The 20,132-nt window shown below is 45.5% G+C and carries 20 protein-coding genes; 3 read left to right on the top strand and 17 right to left on the bottom strand.

Annotated elements, in window-relative coordinates; genetic code table 11:
• Nucleotides 1–44: 44 nt before the first annotated feature.
• Nucleotides 45–1,202: a Gfo/Idh/MocA family protein gene (locus ACR1R9_RS01210; RefSeq protein WP_076290944.1), complete on the bottom strand. Its 1,158-nt coding sequence runs from the start codon at nt 1,200–1,202 to the stop codon at nt 45–47.
• A gap of 112 nt (nt 1,203–1,314) precedes the next feature.
• Here ACR1R9_RS01210 and ACR1R9_RS01205 point away from each other — a divergent pair, with 112 nt between their 5' ends.
• Entirely contained in the window at nt 1,315–2,181 is an 867-nt protein-coding gene (locus ACR1R9_RS01205) for an AraC family transcriptional regulator (protein ID WP_433921896.1), read from the top strand.
• Between the two features lie 90 nt (nt 2,182–2,271).
• Here ACR1R9_RS01205 and ACR1R9_RS01200 read toward each other — a convergent pair whose 3' ends face one another.
• From ACR1R9_RS01200 to ACR1R9_RS01185, 4 genes are all read right to left on the bottom strand, one after another.
• The gene (locus tag ACR1R9_RS01200) at nt 2,272–3,033 is read right to left on the bottom strand and encodes a DUF3600 domain-containing protein (protein WP_433921897.1); all 762 of its coding nucleotides are present in this window, start codon (nt 3,031–3,033) and stop codon (nt 2,272–2,274) included.
• Nucleotides 3,020–3,610, bottom strand: coding sequence for a sigma-70 family RNA polymerase sigma factor (locus ACR1R9_RS01195; protein WP_433921898.1), 591 nt, complete (start codon nt 3,608–3,610; stop codon nt 3,020–3,022). The genes ACR1R9_RS01200 and ACR1R9_RS01195 overlap by 14 nt, the downstream gene beginning before the upstream one ends.
• A gap of 679 nt (nt 3,611–4,289) precedes the next feature.
• A complete protein-coding gene (locus tag ACR1R9_RS01190; protein WP_433921899.1) occupies nt 4,290–5,084 on the bottom strand; it encodes a TrmH family RNA methyltransferase in 795 nt (264 codons plus the stop codon).
• 102 nt (nt 5,085–5,186) lie between these two features.
• On the bottom strand, nt 5,187–5,849 hold the full coding sequence (locus tag ACR1R9_RS01185) for a potassium channel family protein (RefSeq protein ID WP_064635682.1): 663 nt from the start codon (nt 5,847–5,849) through the stop codon (nt 5,187–5,189).
• A 178-nt stretch (nt 5,850–6,027) separates the two neighbouring features.
• Between ACR1R9_RS01185 and sspI the strand changes: the two genes are divergently transcribed.
• Nucleotides 6,028–6,261 (top strand): small acid-soluble spore protein SspI, encoded by a 234-nt coding sequence (sspI, locus tag ACR1R9_RS01180; protein ID WP_062324046.1) that lies wholly within the window; start codon nt 6,028–6,030, stop codon nt 6,259–6,261.
• A 372-nt stretch (nt 6,262–6,633) separates the two neighbouring features.
• Here the strand turns inward: sspI and ACR1R9_RS01175 are convergent, their stop codons facing one another.
• From ACR1R9_RS01175 to ACR1R9_RS01120, 12 genes are all read right to left on the bottom strand, one after another.
• Complete coding sequence (locus ACR1R9_RS01175) at nt 6,634–8,217, bottom strand: peptide chain release factor 3 (RefSeq protein ID WP_433923769.1); 1,584 nt, start codon at nt 8,215–8,217, stop codon at nt 6,634–6,636.
• A 357-nt stretch (nt 8,218–8,574) separates the two neighbouring features.
• Complete coding sequence (locus ACR1R9_RS01170; protein ID WP_053783291.1) at nt 8,575–8,973, bottom strand: DoxX family protein; 399 nt, start codon at nt 8,971–8,973, stop codon at nt 8,575–8,577.
• Between the two features lie 404 nt (nt 8,974–9,377).
• Entirely contained in the window at nt 9,378–10,928 is a 1,551-nt protein-coding gene (zwf, locus tag ACR1R9_RS01165) for a glucose-6-phosphate dehydrogenase (RefSeq protein WP_433921900.1), read from the bottom strand.
• A gap of 247 nt (nt 10,929–11,175) precedes the next feature.
• Entirely contained in the window at nt 11,176–11,910 is a 735-nt protein-coding gene (locus ACR1R9_RS01160; protein WP_433921901.1) for a YwmB family TATA-box binding protein, read from the bottom strand.
• Between the two features lie 243 nt (nt 11,911–12,153).
• Nucleotides 12,154–12,828 carry a response regulator transcription factor gene (locus ACR1R9_RS01155; protein WP_090904561.1) on the bottom strand — a complete coding sequence of 225 codons (675 nt, stop codon included), beginning with the start codon at nt 12,826–12,828 and terminating at the stop codon, nt 12,154–12,156.
• Nucleotides 12,764–13,885 carry a sensor histidine kinase gene (locus tag ACR1R9_RS01150; RefSeq protein WP_433921902.1) on the bottom strand — a complete coding sequence of 374 codons (1,122 nt, stop codon included), beginning with the start codon at nt 13,883–13,885 and terminating at the stop codon, nt 12,764–12,766. Before ACR1R9_RS01150 ends, ACR1R9_RS01155 begins: the two co-directional genes overlap by 65 nt.
• A 32-nt stretch (nt 13,886–13,917) precedes the next feature.
• A complete protein-coding gene (gene liaF / locus ACR1R9_RS01145) occupies nt 13,918–14,565 on the bottom strand; it encodes a cell wall-active antibiotics response protein LiaF (RefSeq protein WP_076290952.1) in 648 nt (215 codons plus the stop codon).
• 149 nt (nt 14,566–14,714) lie between these two features.
• Nucleotides 14,715–15,422 carry a PspA/IM30 family protein gene (locus ACR1R9_RS01140; protein WP_024634152.1) on the bottom strand — a complete coding sequence of 236 codons (708 nt, stop codon included), beginning with the start codon at nt 15,420–15,422 and terminating at the stop codon, nt 14,715–14,717.
• Nucleotide 15,423: 1 nt separating this feature from the next.
• Nucleotides 15,424–15,930: a PspC domain-containing protein gene (locus ACR1R9_RS01135; RefSeq protein WP_063566168.1), complete on the bottom strand. Its 507-nt coding sequence runs from the start codon at nt 15,928–15,930 to the stop codon at nt 15,424–15,426.
• 17 nt (nt 15,931–15,947) lie between these two features.
• Nucleotides 15,948–16,184 carry a PspC domain-containing protein gene (locus tag ACR1R9_RS01130; RefSeq protein WP_433921903.1) on the bottom strand — a complete coding sequence of 79 codons (237 nt, stop codon included), beginning with the start codon at nt 16,182–16,184 and terminating at the stop codon, nt 15,948–15,950.
• Nucleotides 16,185–16,188: 4 nt separating this feature from the next.
• A complete protein-coding gene (locus ACR1R9_RS01125; protein WP_063566170.1) occupies nt 16,189–16,860 on the bottom strand; it encodes a PspA/IM30 family protein in 672 nt (223 codons plus the stop codon).
• Between the two features lie 33 nt (nt 16,861–16,893).
• Nucleotides 16,894–17,202, bottom strand: coding sequence for a LiaF transmembrane domain-containing protein (locus ACR1R9_RS01120; protein WP_062324034.1), 309 nt, complete (start codon nt 17,200–17,202; stop codon nt 16,894–16,896).
• A gap of 517 nt (nt 17,203–17,719) precedes the next feature.
• On the opposite strand from ACR1R9_RS01120, the gene ACR1R9_RS01115 reads away from it, so the two are divergent.
• A complete protein-coding gene (locus tag ACR1R9_RS01115; protein WP_433921904.1) occupies nt 17,720–20,077 on the top strand; it encodes a helix-turn-helix domain-containing protein in 2,358 nt (785 codons plus the stop codon).
• The last annotated feature ends 55 nt before the right edge of the window (nt 20,078–20,132 follow it).

Below are 20,132 nucleotides of genomic sequence, written 5' to 3'. Positions count from 1 at the left end.
CTCACAATATCTGTGGGACTGGCCTCTTTTCCATGTTTATTTAACTAAGACTCCAACTTTCTCCCTAACGTTATTTCCACATCCTCGAAGTTCTCTACGGCTGTCTTTTTCTCATAAAAATGCACCGCATTTTTCATAATCCCTTCCCTTGTATAGAAAGCATCCTCTCCCTCTAGTGGAAAAGTAACCTTCTCTCCCGTACTAGCCGATTTATAGATACCAACAATGAGTTCCAGTGTATTCCGACCACTCTTCCCATCCACCAGAAGCGTTGATCCTGTCTCAATGGCGTTTAGCACATTCTCCACTTGTCCGGCATGCCCCACATGAATAACATCTGGTAATTCGTCAGCAAGTTTCTGAATTTGTTGTTCCAAATCTGGATTGGGTGCTGGGAATCCATTCGTTCGTGCCGTAGAAGCAACGACCTTCCAAGGCGCAGATACCCTGGCCTCTTTACCTTGAAAAATCAACTGCTGCTCCTCTCCGTGGTGTACCACGGAACTGGTGATCATACCAAGTGCTCCTTCTTGGAATCGAAGCATCGCCATGGAAATATCCTCTACTTCAGCATTATCATGCGTCGTATTCGCCATCATCGCCTGCAATTCCACCGGAGGACCCATCATCCAAAGCATCGCATCAATATGATGGACCGCATGATTAAGTGTACAGCCACCGCCTTCTTTTTCCCATGTACCACGCCACCACAGATCATAATAATTATGGCCCCGCCACCAGAACGAATCGACCTGTACGTGGACAATGGGACCCATAAGTTTGCTATCCAGCACATCTTTCAGTTTCATCATCGGTGTTGTAAAGCGATTCTGCGCCACCACCGAAAGCAGCTTACCACTCGTTTGCGCCGCTTCCAGCATCATATCCGCCTCTTGTAAAGAAGAGGCCATTGGTTTTTCGACAAGCACATGTGTACCTGCATGCAGAAAATCACATGTGATCGGTGCGTGGGTATATGGAGGGGTACAGATGGAAACCAAATCAATGTTTTGATCCAGCAATTCATGGTAATCGGTAACAGCTTGCGCTCCTTTCAATCCGTATTCGTTAATTCGTTTCTGTGCTTTTTCCGTGTACATATCCACCACAGCTACGATCTGGCATCGTTCAGGAAATGCCAAATACGCTGTAATATGCGCTGTGCTGATGGCGCCTGCTCCAATAATGGCTACTTTTAACATGAATGTATACCTCCCTTATTCCCTTCACAATACACAATAATAAAGCGCTTTTATGCGTTCATCTTGTGATAAAATAAAACTATATTGCGCTCTTGAAGGGGAGGCATTCCTAATGCCCATCATCACTGAGGATCAATTTAATCTGGCATGCCGTCGAACCTCCACCACTGCGTTCCGAGAGGTTTTTCACGCTCATTCACAGATGGAAATCACGTATATCCATGATGGATATGGACAGCTTATAACCGAGGGTCAGGCTTTCTCCCTTGAACCGGGTACGCTGATGATATTCCGTCCATTTCAGCTGCATCAGATCCAGATTCAAGTCACGAAAGAACATCCCTTTATTCGCAGCGTCCTGATGTATGAGCAGCATCTGCTGAACTCGCACTCTCGGCAATTTGCCGTATCCAATCGTTTTACATTGGACCTTCTTGGACATACGTCTCCACTTCAACCTATCCGTCTTTCCGCCTCATCCCCACTGGTCCAGATGATTGAGCAATTTGCCGATATTCTGCCTACGTTGCTTCCACATGAAGCGGAAGAGGATACACGACTTTTTTTACTTGGACTTCTCGCACAGCTTCGCTACCTTTGGAAAGACAGGCGGTTTCCCAACTCTACTGCGCTCCCAGCGGGTTCTTCCGCTCTGCATCCTCATGCTGAGGCTGTCATGCATTGGATTGAAGAGCACTACAATGAAGCTTTTCATCTGGAGGATATCGCAGATACACTGCATCTCTCGCCTTATCATCTGTCCCATATATTTAAAAAAACTACCGGAACTACCATCGTTGCTTACGCCCAGGCTACCCGTATTCGTCATGCTTGTGTGTTACTCACGAGTACTACACACGCTGTTCCGGAAGTAGGCCACCGTGTAGGCATGTCCAGCCCATCTTATTTTTGCAAAGTCTTCCGCAATGCAACAGGCACTACGCCGCATCAGTATCGGCTGAATATGCAACGCAGATAAGAAGATTATCTACAAAATCATCTCTACAAAATAAAAAGGAGCAAAAGGAATGAAATCCTTTCGCTCCTCAGCCCCTGAACACTACCTAAGCTACTCACCCGGTTTGCGTACATCCAGTCCCAACTTCTCCAAGAAGGGAAAAATCTGCTCACGTACCTGCTTCAGTTCTTCTTTCTGCTCCGCAGACAATCGGTCTTCATGCATGTTCCCATCCTGATCCATCACCATGGCCTCATACTGCTTCATCTGTTCATATAACGATTTGAACTCGGTAAACTGCTCCTTGGAAAACTTCGTCTCTGCAATTGCTAGCTGTTCCTTCCAAAATTGCTCCTGGTCCAAAGGTTCTTTTGGAGAGTCTACACTTGCTGCTTCCAGCTTTTCAAAAAAAGGTTCCAGTTCTGCAGTAAGACGATTAAATTCCGTCTGTTCTGTGACACTCCATTGCTCGGGGTGCATCTCTCCCTGTTGATCCGCATTCTTCAAAGCCATTTGCCCCATTTGCTTCATCAGATCCATAAATTGAATGAATTCCTCTTCACTTAAGTGTGCTTTGGCTGTCTGGAGCTTCTCTTCCAGTCTCATATAATCCTCCGATGTTCCACCCACCGCTGATATATTCTCCTGTGAACCATACATTTCGTTAGCCAAATAGGTATACCCCGCATAGGCTCCCGTAGGAATGATGAGCACAGCAGCCAGCAGCAAAGTAACCAGCCATTTTTTCCGATGTCTTTTGAGAACTGATTCACTTCGAATAGCATTCATAATTTTATGTTTTGTTCTCTCAGGAATTGTCCAGTCTTTGGTCTCTTTCTGGTAGGCTGTTCGCAGCTGTTCATCGAGATTCATGCAAATCCTCCACCTTTCCCCGAATACATAGGTCCAACTTCTGATTCTGTCTCAGCTTGGATAATGCCGCATGAATACGCGATTTCACCGTTCCTAGCGGAATGTCCAATATGCCTGAAATCTCCTCTTGCGTGTACTCGTTCAAATAGTGAAGAGTGATGGCCTGCTGCAGCTTGTATGGCAATCGGTGTACCTGCTCAAGCAGAGGACGATTTGCCAGTTTGTTGATTAAGTCTCCGGAAAAATCATACTCAAGCCCCGTATCAGACTTTTCCATCCGTTTGCTAAAACGAAATTGCGTCAATCGTCTGCGCCGGTAACTTCGGACCTGTCGCATTGTCACACCCATTAACCATGGACGAAACGCTCTCTCCGAATCGAAACGCTCTAATGACCTGTATGCCTGAATATAAATTTCCTGTACCAGATCTTCCGCGTCAGATGAGTCACGAATCAGAAAACGAACAGTGCGATACACATCCATCACCGTTAGCTCATATAACTCCCCGTATGCTTCGTAATCGCCAGCCCGGGTTAATTCCACAAGTTTTATGTACTTTTCTGCCTCACTCATCATCCATCCCCTTCCTCCTTACACTATATATTGGCATACCAGCTCCATATCGTTCGATTTATTTATTTCCACTTTCTCCGACCATGCAAAAAAGCCCATTCCCCACTCATCGTTCAAGTAGGAATAAGCTTATATTTCTTACCTCATATGATAACGAAGTATATTATTCATCGGCTAAATCATCTGTAGAAAACTAAAAATAACTGTCCCCAAAACACCCTCTCTCCAATCTGCCCCAATCCCTTACCCCACAAGGCTTCACCGCCATTTCCGAGATAAAAATTCGTGTCCCCAAAACGCTGAGAAAAAGACCTGAAAACTGGAAAGAAACTGGTTCGATTGTGAACGAAAACAACTAATAATTCGTGTCCCTGAAAGGATAGAGAAGTGCTTGAGAAAAACAAGGATCGGCATGTATACTGGCTGGATAAAAGCCTGGGAAATGCTTGAGAAAAAGTTTAAATCAACAGCTTTCAATCCCCAAAAGCCTTGAGTAGCCTGGGTTTCTACTTGATTATTTATTCGGGATTTGGATGAAGAATCCCTGCTGTGATGCTTTCAGGGATGAGAAAAAGACTGGAGAACTGGTTGGGACAATCGTCAACCAGGCTCCAGTCTTTTGTGGTTTGGGGACAGTTAATTTTAGTTAGGGACGGTAAAAATAAAATTGGACAGGAATTATTTATTTGTTAAACATCCGCTGCCTCATCGCCTCGAACAACAAGATCGTTGCCGCCATCGCGGCATTAAGTGACTCAGCCTGTCCCTGCATTGGAATCGTAATCGCATCGTCCACCAGTTGTGCAGTAGACTCCGATATGCCCTTGCCCTCATTACCGATCACAAGCCACACCGTTTGTGTAAAATCATAACTGTAGCACGAATACTCTGCCTGCAAAGACGTACTAACCAACTTTACACCCGCAGCTTTTGCTTCAGGCAGCAACGACTCCAACTGCCCTTCGACGATGGGTAAATGAAACAATGAGCCCATCGTCGAACGGATCGTTTTCGGATTATAGACATCGGCACAACCCGCACCGAGCACAACACCTGCCGCTCCCGCTGCATCCGCACTGCGAATGATCGTTCCCACATTACCAGGGTCCTGAACATTGTCCAATACAACGACCAGCCCCTTGGAGGACGACAACAAGCTTTGCAGCGGCTCACGACCTTTATGTACAACGGCAAAAACAGGTTGGGGGGTCATCGTATCCGTACACTTGGCGATAACCGCAGGGGATACACTGATCCATTCCACACGCTGAAGTGGAGCCTCCTGTCCAGCCAGTTCCTTGGGTACACCCTGCTCCCCATCGTAAACGATACATTCCAGATCTGCCCCGGCACGCAGCGCTTCCTGTACGAGATGAATGCCTTCAATAATATATTTATGTTGACGGGTACGGTGCTTTTTCTCCAGCAGCTGTGCCCATTCCTTCACACGTGTATTTTGCGGTGATACAATATCCATCTTTCCATCCTTCCCGTCTGCGGGATTTTTTATCAACATGTTAACATGACGAATTGAAATTATCCGACCAAAGAATGTTCCATCATCCCATCAACGTACTTATTACTTTGGATATGCAAGCTCCATTTTCGTCAAATGGTCCTTATGGCCAACAATGATCAGCACATCCCCGTCCGCAATCCGATCCTCCGCATACGGAGAGATATTCATCGAATTCCCACTGCGAATCGCCATCACATTGCAACCGAAACGTGCACGAATATTTAGCTCCAGCAGATTTTTACCGATCATTTGCTCGGACGCTCTCATCTCCAAAATGCTGTAATCCTCAGATAACTCGATGTAATCGAGAATGTTTGGAGATGTCAGATGATGGGCTACACGTAGTCCCATATCCCGTTCAGGATAAATAACCTTGTCTGCTCCGATCTTCTGCAATACTTTACCATGAAGCTCATTTTGTGCTTTTACAATCAGAACCGGTACACCCATATCCTTCAGAATAAGGGTCGTGAGAATACTCGACTGAATGTCTTCACCAATCGCCACAACGACGACATCAAAATTTCGTATGCCCAGCGCACGCAGCGCTTCTTCGTCCGTCGAATCTGCCGATACGGCATGAGTCACCACATTGGACATTTCCTGGGTCCGCTGCTCGTCCGCATCAATGGCCAGTACGTCGAATCCCATGCCGCTCAGCGCATTGGCTACACTTGATCCGAACCGTCCCATGCCAATGACGGCATATTGTTTTTTTGCCATTAGGGTCTAACCTCCCGCTGCACTTCAGCATTACGCATCTATTGGTAGTCCATTTTTCAATTAAAGGGTAAATGTAAATATCCTTCGTAGTATACCACAAAGCCCAATAAACTTGAATGCGCTCACGCTTCCCAGGGAACAGTATTAGAGCAGCCGAATATACGAGGAGGGACTTGCGATGCCAATTACATTAAGCCTGCGTGAAGCGATTGTTCATAAGGTTCATGATAAAAGTGATGATCAGCTCCGGGAGATGATCGAAGGTTCTGTAGATGGACCGGAAGCAGCATTACCCGGACTTGGTGCCATTTTCGAAATGATCTGGAAGAACACGGAACCTGCCAAGCAGGAAGAATTAATTCAAATCGCGCAGGAGCATCTGCACACCATTCCCGTTCAACCCATCAGATAACTGAAGCCTTGGAGGGAAAGGTACCATCATCACGTTGTTCTGTCTGCAAAGAAGGATTTTGGCTCATTGGTCTGGATGATGCCTTGCTCCAAGAGCAAGGCAGTTATATCCCTATAGACTAATTAGGCTCCCCAACCAAATAAGGTACAGCCACTGAGCAAAACTCAGGAGGCTGTACCTTGTTTGTGTATACCCGTGTTTTAGAAAAGGAAAAAGCCGCTCAATTAAGACTGAAAGATGACTGAATGTTATATTTGCGGCGAAATCCTTAATGAGCTATAAACGCTGGGAACGACAAAAAAAACCTAAACCCCTCTGATCAGGGATTTAGGTTTTTTTTCTTCTGTCTTTACTATTCTAGGAAAAAACGACTTATGGAGCTGTCTCCAGGAATTTCGCCGTTGGATTTTTGTCCATTGCGGTTCTCATCGCGTATTCATTTTCGAACAGGACTACATGATTTCCTTTTTTATCTTTCACCAGAGCGGAGTTGATCCGGAATTTACTTGGGTCCAGATTCTCGTCCACGATCCAGCGTGCAAATTGATATGGCATACGCTGTAGCTGCACGTCTACCCCGTACTCGCCTTTCATCCGGTATTCAAATACCTCGAATTGGAGCTGACCCACTACGCCGAGCAATGTCTCGTCGAAGCTAACGGTGTTGAATACCTGGATCGTACCCTCCTCGGTCAACTGGTCAATCCCTTTTTGGTACTGTTTATGTTTCAATGCATTTTTAACCGTAACTTTGGCAAAAATCTCTGGTGAGAATGTTGGCAATTCGTCAAAAATAACCTCACTACCTTGGCTCAATGAATCGCCAATCCGGAAGATACCCGGATCGAAGAGACCAATAATATCGCCTGCGTAAGCCTCTTCTACAATATCCCGATCCTGTGCCAGGAATTGCTGAGGCTGCGATAGTTTGATTTCTTTGCCCACACGATTATGCTTCACGCTCATACCGCGTTGGAACTTACCAGATACAATCCGCAGGAATGCGATACGATCCCGGTGTGCCGGGTTCATGTTCGCCTGGATTTTGAAGACATAACCGCTGAACTTCTCATTCGTTGGTTCAATCTCACCCGCTGTACTGCGACGTGGTTCCGGCTTCGGTGCGAGCTGCAAGAAGTTCTCGAGGAACGTCTGCACGCCGAAGTTATTGATGGCACTACCGAAGAATACAGGTGTCAGTTCACCACGTTGTATCTTCTCCATGTCGAACTGGTCTCCTGCAACATCCAGAAGCTCTAGATCCTGACACAGCTGATCATGCAGATAATCTCCTGCCATCTCACGAATGATCGGATCTTCGTATCCATCCACTTTTTGTACTTTAATCGTCGAGTGATCGTCCCCTTGGAACAATTCCACCTGATTTTTCATCCGATCGTACACGCCACAAAGTTCACGACCTGTACCAATCGGCCAGTTCATCGGTACGGAGCGAATCCCCAGTACGTTTTCGAGTTCTTCCATCAGATCAAACGGGCTTTGTCCTTCACGGTCCAGCTTATTAATGAATGTAAAGATCGGAATACCACGCTTCGCACAAACCTGGAACAATTTAATAGTCTGTGCCTCGACACCTTTGGCCACGTCAATCAACATTACTGCGCTATCGGCAGCTGTCAGTGTACGATACGTATCTTCACTGAAGTCTTGGTGACCCGGTGTATCCAAGATGTTGATGCGATGACCCAGGTAATCAAACTGCATTACGGAAGATGTTACTGAGATCCCCCGCTGTTTCTCAATCTCCATCCAGTCACTTGTTGCATGTTTGCTTGCTTTCCGAGCTTTTACTGTACCGGCAAGACGAATAGCGCCCCCGAACAGCAACAGTTTCTCGGTCAATGTCGTTTTACCCGCATCCGGGTGAGAAATAATGGCAAACGTCCGGCGTTTGTCCACTTCCTGTTGAAGAATGTTATCTGCAGCTTTGCTCATAGATTCTATCCCTTTCGTCCGTTCATTCACGTTAATCCGGCGAGGCCGGTCTACCATTCAATCTTTATGCAATCCGGCTATGCCGGTTGATTGTACATTCGCATTTCGCATATTAGGCAGTTAAGCATCCTATGTTAATTTTACACATTTACAACGGAGTTCATCCTCCCTAAGCATTGTGCTTCATTCATGCCGTAGACCTGATTTAGTATCCAACTTTCCTATTGTACCATAATCTTTACCGAAAATAACCGATTACGTACAGCAGATTATTCTCTTTTCCGTTAGCAAAAAAAGAGCACCCTTCCGCCATCATTATGGCGTCCAGGTACTCATTATTCATTTCGCTTACCGCTCTTAGAAAATTAATGCGTCCAGTGCGTATTGTCCTCCACCTGTCAAAGCCAGTGCTACACCAACCACCAGGATCGCAAGGTTATATTCAAACCCGTTTTGTGTGGACCAGTATCCGTTCGCACCATGAACCTTCACAATCGCAATAACCATAGTCAAAGCAATCAGAATGCCGCCTACCGGTGTGAGCAGACCCAGAGCCAGCAGCAATCCGCCGCCGAATTCAGCGAGCCCTGCCAGCAACGCTACCAATGCGCCTGGTTTCATCCCCATTGATTCAAACCAGCCTCCGGTTCCCTTGATTCCGTATCCCCCGAACCATCCAAACAGTTTCTGAGCCCCGTGCGCCATGAACGACAATCCAATCACCAAACGAATCAATAACAATCCTACATCCAACATTTTCTTTTCCTCCATTCAATATATACAAAATAGTATTCTTAGATTAAAGATATTATGCTAAAATTTTTTCTTCATGAATGTATTTCGTAACCCCTTCACCTGGTTCACATTTTATCTCATGAATGATGTACGTATCCGATTCGTCATCGGGTTTCGTATGTCTTTGCGTAATTTCTTTATCTCTTGGATTGAGTATAAGTTATATACTTACTTTTTGTCAATAACTTATTTTATTATATGTACATTTTTACATCCTCCCACTTCTCTATCACAAAAAAGACCTGAAAAGATCGCATCTCTGCGTTCTTCCCAAGCCTTATTTGTAACAGTGTTAGTCTTCTCACCAATAATATGATTTCGCTCTAATCAAAATCGCTGCCACTCATAAGTGATACTTCCCGCGATTAATTGTTCACTTGCCAGATGACACTGTCCTCGTCCTGACCGTTCACCGGCCACCAGTGAAACCCATCCTGCTCCAGCAGCTTACCTGTTGCTTCCGGCCCCCACGTACCTGCTGGATACGTGTGCAGCTCTCCGTGATTTTCCGCCCAAGCCGCCGCAATCCGGTCAACGAAGGACCATGCTGTAGCCACTTCGTCCCAACGGGTAAAGTAAGTGGAGTCTCCTTCTGCTGCATCATGCAGCAATCGTTCATACGCCTCCGGCGAGTTGATTCCAATCATGCAGCTCTGACAGAAATCCATCGCCAGCGGCTGAATTTCGGAGTCTGAACCCGGCTTTTTGGCATTTATTTTAATATAAATGCCTTCCATCGGGTTTACCCGAATGACGAGCAAATTCGGCTCCAGTTTATACTTTTTGCCCAGATAAACGTTACTCGGCATGGATTTGAATTCAACTACAATCTCGGTCGTTTTCACCGGAAGGCGCTTGCCTGTCCGAATATAGAACGGCACACCCGCCCAGCGGAAATTATCTACAAATACACGTGCGGCAAAATAAGTCTCCGTATTGGATTCCGGTTCAACCTTGTCCTCCTGGCGATAACCGGGAAGCTGCTTGCCACGATACTCCCCTTCCGTATACTGCCCGCGCACAACGTTTGTGCTTACTTCTTCATTAGAGGTAAATGCACGCAGAGAACGCAGTACCTTAACCTTCTCATCCCGGATATCCTCTGGGAATAGACGGCTTGGCGGCTCCATGGCAATCATCGTCAGCATCTGCAGCATATGGTTCTGCCCCATATCGCGCAATGCTCCCGAATGATCGTAGTATCCACCACGTTCTTCCACACCAACCGTCTCTCCCAGAGTAATCTGAACGTTGGCAATATGTTTATTGTTCCAAAGCGGCTCGAAAAAGGCATTACCAAAGCGAATAACTTCGATATTCTGTACCATTTCCTTACCCAGATAGTGGTCAATCCGATAAATCTCTTCCTCACGGAACACTTCACGAATCTGCTCATTCAGATGCTCCGCAGATTGCAGATCATATCCAAATGGTTTCTCAATCACAAGTCGATTCCACCCGCGGCTCTCCAACATTCCACCATCACGCAAACTATATGACACGCTGCCAAAGAGCTCAGGTGCAAGTGCCAGATAGAACAGACGGTTACCCGGTGTGTTAAACTTCGCTTCCAGACTCTCTGTCTGCTCACGCAATTCTTTGAAACCGTCTACGTTATTGATATCTAGTGATTTATACTCAAAATGTTCGACAAAAGCGTTCCACTCATCGGGTTCCCCCGCTGGATAGCGGCAGAACTCCTTAATGGATTCATAGATGTCTTCCCGGAATTCTTCTGGTGACCTCGGACGACGCGCTACACCAATAACCGCAAAATCTTCGGCTAACTTGCCTTCGCGGTAGAGACTGTAGATCGCCGGAAACAGCTTCCGGCGGGCCAAATCACCCGTTGCTCCAAAAATGAAAAATACTGCACCTGGTGTCTGCACTTCATCTTGCATTTGTTTTTCGACCATGGGCTCCTCTTTCTTTCCGGGAAGATATCTCCACACTCTCCCCGAGCTATGTAATGGTGTTATATACGCAACATACAACCGTCAATTACCAGCAAATTTCCTTCTTGGATGTGATGCCATTTTAGCATAAAGCCCCATGGGTTGCACTAATTTTCCTGAGAAATGTTATCACTATTTTTCCACAATTCATGGAAATTTCATCTATAAAAATTCATGATCAGACTTATAAACCTGCTTGAATATTGCATTAATATTCGATCGTGATAACAGGGAAACCTACTGTAACTCGATTAGTCCCCTTTTCGTCATCCTGATGGACAGCAAGCTGCATGTTCAAGTGATGTTTACCGCTCTTAATCGCTATGGGTAGATCCGATGCCTCATATGACACACTGGCAGTGCTGTTATCTGTATAACGTTCTATCGCTTGCATATTCATATTTCCAGATAGCTGTTCCTCGATTTGCTGCAATTGACTGCCACTTTCTTCAGTTGCACCTGTGCCCTGCACAGCGAAATTCCATGCTGCTTTCATTCCCGAATCGTTGAGCAACTGGGATACTTGTTCATGTAATGTGGTCAATAAACGTTGGTCTGTATGTTCATTGCCTGTTAATTGGACAATCGTGTAGTATTCCTTTTCCCCCGTCACGACAACATTGACCAGAATGCCTGCATGCTGAGCGTCAGCAACCATCTCACTACGATACACATCATGCCCCGTCTGAACACCGCGTTCAGGCTGTTGCAATCCTAACTGATGAGCAAGCAACTCCGCCTGCTCTTTTGCATCTCCACGGCCTTCACCTTGCCATTTAATGACTAGACGGTCCACATGATCGATTGCTGTATCGGCGGTCTTCATCAATTGTTCCAGCTTGCCTGCTTCGGATTCCGTCTTCTCAGCGTACACATGAGTCATGCCTACAAGTATAATAATTGCTAATGCCAGTATGCCTGCTGTCATCCATCGATTTAACATTTGAATCCTCCGCTCTTTCTTACATTCTATGAATCTATCAACAGCATGCCCCCATTACTCATTTGCTAAACTTCTTTTTGGCACACAAAAAAAGCCCTATCCACCATCTTCATGGCTGATCGGACCTTATAGCATCTTATGGGCAGAACAAACTTTCGAATCGTGCTCCACCGATTTCTTAACTTCACCTTATCTACTCAGCAAAATCATAGTGCATGCCTCAACCTTCACACGCTTCTTTTTCTATTCCGCAAGTCCATTCTTATAAGCATAGATGGCTGCCTGTGTACGGTCATCCACGCCCAATTTTGCTAGTATGTTCGTCACATGAAATTTGACTGTCTTGATCCCGATAATGAGATCATCTGCGATGTCCTGATTCGATTTGCCTTTAGCTACTAACCGAAGTACATCCATCTCCCGATCAGTCAATTCATCATGAGCTGGTGCCACTGCCTGCGGCTGTCGGAAACGATTCATCATTTTGGACGCCACTTGTGACTCCAGAACCGATTGCCCCCGAGCTGCAGCACGGATTGCATCTGCCACCTCATTGGCTCTGGATGTTTTCAGCAGATAACTGAAGGCTCCTGCCTCGATAACCGGATACATTTTTTCATCATCCAGATAACTGGTCAGCACAATGACCTTGCATTCCGGATACATTTTAAGCAGCTGCCGTGTGGCTTCAATCCCGTCCATTCCTTCCATAACGAGATCCATCAGGACAACATCAGGCTTATACTCCTGTGCCAACCGAATGCCTTCCTCACCACTGCCCGCTTCCCCCACCACTTCAATGCCATCTTCGGTATCCAGCACCGCAGCGAGGCCAATACGTACCATTTCATGATCATCCACGAGCAACACTTTGATCGACGTTTCCGCTTCCGTCTCCGTTTCTATTCCCGTCTCCATTGACATGTTCTTCCTCGCTTTCATCGTTCATCAAAGGTATTGTAATCTCAATTCGTGTTCCTTTGCCCGGCGCCGTTACAAATTGAATGGCTCCTCCAATTTCAGTCACACGTTCACGCATATTGGTCAAACCATAGGAGGCCTGTTTCTGATCGTCGAGATCAAATCCCTGACCATCATCACGAATCAGTACCCGAATGGCATCAATCCGGCGCTGAAGCCGAATTTCCATCTTTTCTGCCTTCGCATGACGTAATGTATTGGACATCGCTTCCTGAATAATACGGAACAGATGATTCTCAATGCCTTTGATCAAATGAATGTCTTCATCCATTTCGAGTACGATGTCCATAGGTACTTTTGTTTTCAACTCCATCACAAGATCACGCAAACCTTGTTCGAGATGTTTACCCTCCAGATAGACAGGTCGCAAATGCAATAGCAATGCCCGCATCTCGGACTGAGCTACCGACGCCATCTCTTCAATCAGGGCCACCTGCCGCTGGGCACGCGCAAAATCCTTTTCCATTCTTCGTCCAACCGCGGTCGCGGTCATGGAAATGGCGAACAGCTGCTGTGATACCGCATCATGCAATTCTCGTGCCAGGCGCTGTCTCTCTTCCACAATGGCCGTTATTCTGGCCTGTTCAGCCAGCTGAGCGTTATTCGTAGACAGCCTCTGCAGCGAGGAGACCTGATCTTCCCACTTTTTGCCGATTCGTCCAAGCTGCTCACTTAATCGGCCGACATCATCAATACCAAGGTCTGGCACTGTACGTGAGAGTGAGCCCTTTTCCCATTGCAACAGTGTCTCTCGCAACAGTTCAAGCCTTCGTTTGACCCGGTAGCTCTGATAGAAGCCGAAGGCCGCACCCATACCGATCAAGAGCAGCAGTAACGCCAGACCCGATTGAATCAGATGCCTCCACCCTGCAAACGGAGCAAGATAACCATATGTATACAATACATACAAGATTACAATGAGCACAATGAAAACAAGGAGGATCCCTTCACCCATACTTCGGGTTACCATGTCGGTATGTCGTTTTGTCTTCATCCGGTCTCCTCCTTCTTCACCTATTTAACTTATTACGGATTACTGATGTTTAGGTCGCCAACAATATAAGAAATGACAAATTTTGCTTTATGTTCACTGGACTCATATCCAGGAGTTCTCCATACCAATTTGTTCATCATGCCACTATCCTGCTCTCCATTCAGGCTAATCCGTCCAAAGAGTACCGATGCCTCAATTTCAACACCATAATCTTCAGGCAGTATCAGACGAACATTCCCCATAACTCCCTGCAAAAGTACAATCGTTTGTTTCTCCTCCGGGAGGGAAAGTGACAAATCTGCATTAATCTCACCCATGGCATGCCATAGGCTCATACTCCGCAATGTCCATGGTGCTTGATCCCAATAGTAACGAGCCATGAAATTTTGCTTTCGCATGACATGTCCATCTAGATGAATCTTTTTGTTTTTGGAATAAAAATAGGCTAGTGAGGCCAGTACAATTAAAAATACAATCATTAAATTATCAAGCAACAACAGAGCGGCACCGATACCGAGGTATCGATAGCCTTTATGTGTGTCACCCTTACGAACTTGAACCATACCTATCGTTAACAGAATCAGTGCGGCGACGGTCAGCAGGTTAATACTTCGGTTCAGTAACATCAGCATGCCGATGACAATGATTACAACAGCAAGCCATTGACCCTTCTTATTCATCTCTGCCGCACCTCCTCTGTAAGTTGATCTTCCCAATTCGACGGAAAAGCCATATCAGGCTTTGAACACCTGTATGGCTTAACCTTTGTTCTAGAAACCGTTCTTTATTCACGATTTATAGAATATCATATTGTCTGCTGAGCGAACAGTTATTCTTTTGAAGTACCGCCCGTTTCATTTTTGGCACCATTGCCGATTTTGTTTTTCAGAGCTTGCAGCTGTTGATCCACTTTGAATTGCTTTTCTGTATCTACAGGATTAGTGTACGTAGATTGTGTATTACGATAAGGTGCACGGATCACATCAGCTTCAGCTTCCATTTGCATGATTTTCTCTTCCATGCGGTGGAATCCAAGGGATGCGCCACCACTCTCGATGGAGTGCAAGCTGTTGATTTGGGACATTTGTTTTTTGGCTTTCGCCATTTGTGCACGGGATACGAGTTCATTACGTTTGTTACGCATTTTGTAGAACTCATCTTTCATGTCATGCAGCTGTTGCAGCAAATCTTTGGCTTGAGCTTCGGATTGAGCATGAAGTTCTCTGTATTCCGTAATTTTTTGATCGAAGTAGATTTTCTCTTCCAGCAATTTACGGGCCACTTCTTCCTGACCATTAGCCAGTGCAGCCTCTGCCTGAGACTCACGTTGTACCGATGTACGTTCTGCTTCGTCCAGACGCTGTTTCATGCGACGCTCATTCGCCATTTGTTTGGCAACTGTTACCTCTGCCTCATGAATTTCAGCCTCCATGTCACGCAAGTACTGGTTCAACATTACAATCGGGTCTTCCACTTTATCCAACATATCATTTACCGACGCTTTAGTCATATCCTTAATCCGTTTAAATACTCCCATTTTACTTTTCTCCCTTCTCGTAACGAGATAATTTTTGGCGAAGCTCTTCAACTTCTTTTTTCAATGCTTTTTTCTCAATATCTTTCATCATGGAATCAAGTTCACTTTCTTGCTGTGACCCTGCTCCGTAAGCGTTATTGTCGTAAGAACGTGGACCAGACTGAGGTCTGCTGTTGTATCCTGGGCCAGGACCGAAGTTACCTGGGCCTTGATTATGGTTGTTTTGGAAAGGACCTCTTGGCGGCTCGTGATCAAAGTTGTTGTATCCTCTACCAGCGCCAGGACCAGGGCCCGGACCATAGCCGTATGGATCATAAGGTGGATATGGCTCTTTTGGTACCACCAGTGCTGCGATGAAGTAGATTAACAACGACGTGCCGCCAGTTACGAAGATACTGATGACGAAGATGATACGCAGCAATGTTGAATCCATGCCGATCGACTCGGATATCCCACCACATAATCCAGTCAACATCCGGTCACGCGTTGAGCGATATAATTTGCTCATGTGCTTACTCCTTTCTTTTACTTGTATCCTCTTACGTGATCAGTACCATAAGTGTATGGATCAGCGTGATAGGGTTCTTTTGGCACTACCAATGCAGCGATGAAGTAGATCAACAATGATGTACCCCCCGTAGCGAAAATACTGATGAAGAAAATGATACGCAGCAGCGTGGAACTAAATCCAAGATTTTCAGATATGCCGCCAATCAAACCTGTCAGCATACGATTACGCGATGAGCGGTAAAGTTTATTCATGTGTCTACTCCTTTCTGTCATTGTTAAGCTTTTGTTTCAGCCGTTCCAGTTCTTTGTCCAGCGTAGAGGATGACATGGTGCCAGACGTACCTGACCCATCCTGACTCATCCGCCGCAAATCCCGGAGACTTTGTGCCTCATATTCGAGATCAGAAACTTGATCGTCCAGCCGGTTGAACATACGGGGTACATTCTGACCGTTGTAGTGACCTCTCTGATTCATTCTTTGCTGCAATTGAATCGTCTGCATACGAGCGTAGTAATATTGGCGTTTGCTGTATACATTTTGATACTCCACTTTCAGTTGGTCGATCTGTTCGTCCAGTTCCTGTAAAGCCGCATTGCTTTGTGCGTACAATTCATTGTATTGCTCCATTTTTTCCTCGTGGAGAATTTTCTCCTGCAAAGCAAGTTTGGCTAAATGCTCCTCGCCTGCTTTCAGAGCCATGGAAGCTTGTTCTTCCCGTTTGTGTACCATACCTGCTGCCTGATCCGCTTGTTGTTTCATTTGTCTGGTATGGCTTGCATATTGATGACGAAGCTTCTCGGCTTCACCGATGTCTTGGCGGGTCGAGACCAGAAACTGATCAATCAGTTTGACTGGATCCTGACTTTGCTCCAGATGTTCGTTTAAATTAGCTACGGTAATGTCCCGCATTCGACGAAATACACTCATTTTGTCTGTCCTCCTTATCATAATCGTGAAAGCTTAGTAACGGCCACGACGACTGCGATTATTACTCAACATGGAGAATCCGAAGATGATTAACCCAATCGCGATGATCGGTCCGATCAGCCAGGCCAGTTTACCCAGCAATGAGAGGATACCGATGAAGAGAACAATCCATCCAAGCAGTACATTTCCTCGTTTAACTCCGTAGTAGCCAAGTGCAATCATCAGGATCGGAATTAGATAACCCATTAAATGTCCCAGTAGAGGAGTTAACTTTCCGAAGAGGAGGAGTGCACCCAATGCAATAAGTACAACCGCCCAGCCATTTCCTTTATTCCATCTCATAATTATTGTTCACCACCCTTTCGGTTCGTTAATTTTGGTTTGTGTGTTTGTTCGTTTGTTTCTTGTTTAACCTTATGTCCTTATTCTAGGGGAAATTGCGACTTTTCAAAACAGACCGTGGACGGTTTTTCATCCTAGACTCAGGTCGGGGATCGGGTTGGACCTTTGACTGTCCCTTGATCAGACCATTGGCCACTATACCGAATAAAGGCCTTAGATATCCCTTATTACCCTTCTTCAAAGCCGTTTCACCCCGTATGAATACGACTTCCATACCTCTTATCTACGTTCTCCCTCGACTGACGTTTCCCATTATGCCTTCCATTAAAGCTAAAACGACCTCTATTAAAATTTGAACGATTTCATGATCTTAATTTCCGCTTGGTTTTTTATTACTTTTTTATCCAAATAAACAAAATTTAGATTGTTCTATATGTAAGCGTTTACTAAAATAGAAAGTGTTACTACTTCATAAGTCAGGAGTGGACCTGTGCGATCATTCAGCTATCTACATAAAATGATAGTCTTCGGAATCTTGTTAAGTACCCTGCCCATTCTGTTGACGGGAATCGCCGCTTTTATCTATTCTTCAAAACAATCAGAGCTGCATCGTGCTCAAGCCAATAAACAACTGTTAATCCAAATGCAAACCAACGTGGAGCACAAACTTGCAACCGTAAGCTATATGCTTGATCAGGCCGTTCGGTCACCGGACACGCTCCATTCGCTAACTTCATCATCATCTGTTCAGGGTACCGGGCCTTTGTTTGCTGAGAAGTTACAGACCGAATTCAAGAATATGAGGTCATGGGAACCTCTGATGGATATTACGCTTGTAAATCAGACCCAGGACTGGCTTATCGATCATGCTGGCCTATACCTGAATACTGACTTCCCAATGGCTCTGCCCATGAAAGATTTGTTATCCAACACCCTCACTTCCGGTTGGCAGCTTACACCATCATCTGTTTTCAATAACAATGAGCGCCCGGTGAATTCAGGCTGTATCTATCATATTGCACTCGCCAGATCGATACCCGATGTAAATGTTTCTTCTGACGCTGCCCTGATTGCGGGAGTTCCCGCATGCTCACTACAAAAACCACTGGAAGAGGATGCACCCGACAGCTCTACAGCCGGACTTATCATTTTGAATCGTGAACAACGCATCATGGTCCACCCCGATCCCGAATATATTGGTCAGCCATTAGCTTCAGCAGGAATATGGGACAACGATTCGAAGGCCAACTTTAGTGAATTGTTATCTAAGCGTGGTTTCGCTGCCTCTTCAGGTCAACGAGAGGTGCGTATTGCAGATACACGTTACTCGCTGTCCTATGCGCATTCTTCTCTAAAAGGGTGGACATATATTCTCATTTCGCCTACGAATATTCTTACTCACGAGTATGTTCAGATTGGGCTGCACACCATGTATATCAGTGTTGCTATGCTACTGCTCTCACTGTTGCTCTCATGGGTAGGTTCGAGACGAATGCATATTCCCATCCGCAAGCTTCTTGCACAACTCGGTGATAAACGCTTACCCGATCGCCTTGCAACCAAGTCTACACTTCATATAGACGAATTCGAGCAAATCAGAGCTGGCGTCTCGCAGCTCTCTGCTTCTCAATCCCAGCTTGAAAGCAAACTAAATCAATATAAGTTGCAGATACGCACTCATTTTCTAATCAACCTGCTTCTGGGTAAAAATGCACCGTCCACTCTTCATGACACACTCAGAGAGAATGGTTATGGTTCACAGCTTCAAGAGTGGCAACAAATAGCCGTCATTGCAATCCAGACTGATCTTATGAATCACACCAAATATCATGCCAAGGATCGGGATCTGTTGTTGTTTGCCGTTCAGAACATACTGGAGGAGAGTATTTATGCAGAACAACAGTTACTTCCTGTGGTATATGAACAGGCTGTCGTTACAATCATCGGTACCTCTGAGCAAGACCGTGTTCGTTTTTCACAACATCTGTACACGTTAACCGAACAACTCCAACATCAGATCAGTGTGATCCTTAGTCTTCAAGTAAGCATTGGCTTCAGTCAGCCTCACAACTCCCTATTTCAGATACCACAAGCTTATACAGAGGCCTTTGAGGCACTTAAGCATCGAATGAAACTGGGAGCAGGCATCATCTTTCAGTTTGAGGCGATAGACAATAGTACTTCCCATTGGACACTGCCATATCCCGAATCACTGGAATATACGCTGATACAAGCTATCCAAAATGCCGATGAAGCCCTGGCCTCCTCTCATCTCCATCAGTTGCTTAAAGTGCTCTTTGGCATGGAATGCACACCGGAAGAATATCAGGTAGCACTTACCCGATTGTTAACACATATTTTGCAGATGATGCAGGAATCCGGTATACGACTGGGACAGATCTCCAAAGGCCATGGGTCTATTTTCAATGAACTTCATGCTCTGCAGTATGCAGCTGAGGTTGAGCAATGGTTTAACAAACATATCATCATACCGATCATTCTCATTTTGAAAGAAAGACAGTACGCCCAATATCAGCAAATATCCGAGAAAATGATTGCCATCATACAGCAAGAATACGATAAGGATCTGACGTTGGAGGAATGCGCATCCAGACTTCATTACAATGCCAACTACCTAAGTAGTGTGTTCCGCAAAGAGACAGGATGTTCATTCAGTGAGTATCTGACAAAGTACCGCTTCAGTATAGCTAAAAAATGGCTCGACGAAAGCGAGCTGACGGTCAAGGATATCGCCGCACGGCTTCGTTATAACAACCCGCAGAACTTTATCCGTTCTTTTCGAAAATGGGAAGGGATCACGCCTGGACAGTATAGGGGACGTAAACATAAGCCTGATCTATACATGAAGCAATAACGGCTCTTTGGAGGATGAAGTATGAGAGTTATATCAATTTCTATTTATAGAAGAA

The organism is Paenibacillus taichungensis, assembly GCF_050994985.1.
GTDB lineage: Bacteria > Bacillota > Bacilli > Paenibacillales > Paenibacillaceae > Paenibacillus > Paenibacillus taichungensis.
Note: the sequence above shows the minus strand (reverse complement) of the source record. Positions and strands in the feature narration are given on the sequence as shown.

Excerpts from the sequence above, each read along its gene's own strand:
- ACR1R9_RS01155 (WP_090904561.1), bottom strand. The coding sequence starts at position 12,828 with ATGGAGACGGGAATAGAAACGGAGACGGAAGCGGAAACGTCGATCAAA.
- sspI (WP_062324046.1), top strand. The coding sequence starts at position 6,028 with ATGCCAATTACATTAAGCCTGCGTGAAGCGATTGTTCATAAGGTTCAT.
- ACR1R9_RS01170 (WP_053783291.1), bottom strand. The coding sequence starts at position 8,973 with ATGTTGGATGTAGGATTGTTATTGATTCGTTTGGTGATTGGATTGTCG.
- ACR1R9_RS01205 (WP_433921896.1), top strand. The coding sequence starts at position 1,315 with ATGCCCATCATCACTGAGGATCAATTTAATCTGGCATGCCGTCGAACC.
- ACR1R9_RS01135 (WP_063566168.1), bottom strand. The coding sequence starts at position 15,930 with ATGAGCAAATTATATCGCTCAACGCGTGACCGGATGTTGACTGGATTA.
- zwf (WP_433921900.1), bottom strand. The coding sequence starts at position 10,928 with ATGGTCGAAAAACAAATGCAAGATGAAGTGCAGACACCAGGTGCAGTA.
- liaF (WP_076290952.1), bottom strand. The coding sequence starts at position 14,565 with ATGAATAAGAAGGGTCAATGGCTTGCTGTTGTAATCATTGTCATCGGC.
- ACR1R9_RS01115 (WP_433921904.1), top strand. The coding sequence starts at position 17,720 with ATGATAGTCTTCGGAATCTTGTTAAGTACCCTGCCCATTCTGTTGACG.
- ACR1R9_RS01200 (WP_433921897.1), bottom strand. The coding sequence starts at position 3,033 with ATGAATCTCGATGAACAGCTGCGAACAGCCTACCAGAAAGAGACCAAA.
- ACR1R9_RS01130 (WP_433921903.1), bottom strand. The coding sequence starts at position 16,184 with ATGAATAAACTTTACCGCTCATCGCGTAATCGTATGCTGACAGGTTTG.
- ACR1R9_RS01210 (WP_076290944.1), bottom strand. The coding sequence starts at position 1,202 with ATGTTAAAAGTAGCCATTATTGGAGCAGGCGCCATCAGCACAGCGCAT.
- ACR1R9_RS01175 (WP_433923769.1), bottom strand. The coding sequence starts at position 8,217 with ATGAGCAAAGCTGCAGATAACATTCTTCAACAGGAAGTGGACAAACGC.
- ACR1R9_RS01190 (WP_433921899.1), bottom strand. The coding sequence starts at position 5,084 with ATGGATATTGTATCACCGCAAAATACACGTGTGAAGGAATGGGCACAG.
- ACR1R9_RS01140 (WP_024634152.1), bottom strand. The coding sequence starts at position 15,422 with ATGGGAGTATTTAAACGGATTAAGGATATGACTAAAGCGTCGGTAAAT.
- ACR1R9_RS01185 (WP_064635682.1), bottom strand. The coding sequence starts at position 5,849 with ATGGCAAAAAAACAATATGCCGTCATTGGCATGGGACGGTTCGGATCA.
- ACR1R9_RS01195 (WP_433921898.1), bottom strand. The coding sequence starts at position 3,610 with ATGATGAGTGAGGCAGAAAAGTACATAAAACTTGTGGAATTAACCCGG.
- ACR1R9_RS01150 (WP_433921902.1), bottom strand. The coding sequence starts at position 13,885 with ATGAAGACAAAACGACATACCGACATGGTAACCCGAAGTATGGGTGAA.
- ACR1R9_RS01125 (WP_063566170.1), bottom strand. The coding sequence starts at position 16,860 with ATGAGTGTATTTCGTCGAATGCGGGACATTACCGTAGCTAATTTAAAC.
- ACR1R9_RS01120 (WP_062324034.1), bottom strand. The coding sequence starts at position 17,202 with ATGAGATGGAATAAAGGAAATGGCTGGGCGGTTGTACTTATTGCATTG.
- ACR1R9_RS01160 (WP_433921901.1), bottom strand. The coding sequence starts at position 11,910 with ATGTTAAATCGATGGATGACAGCAGGCATACTGGCATTAGCAATTATT.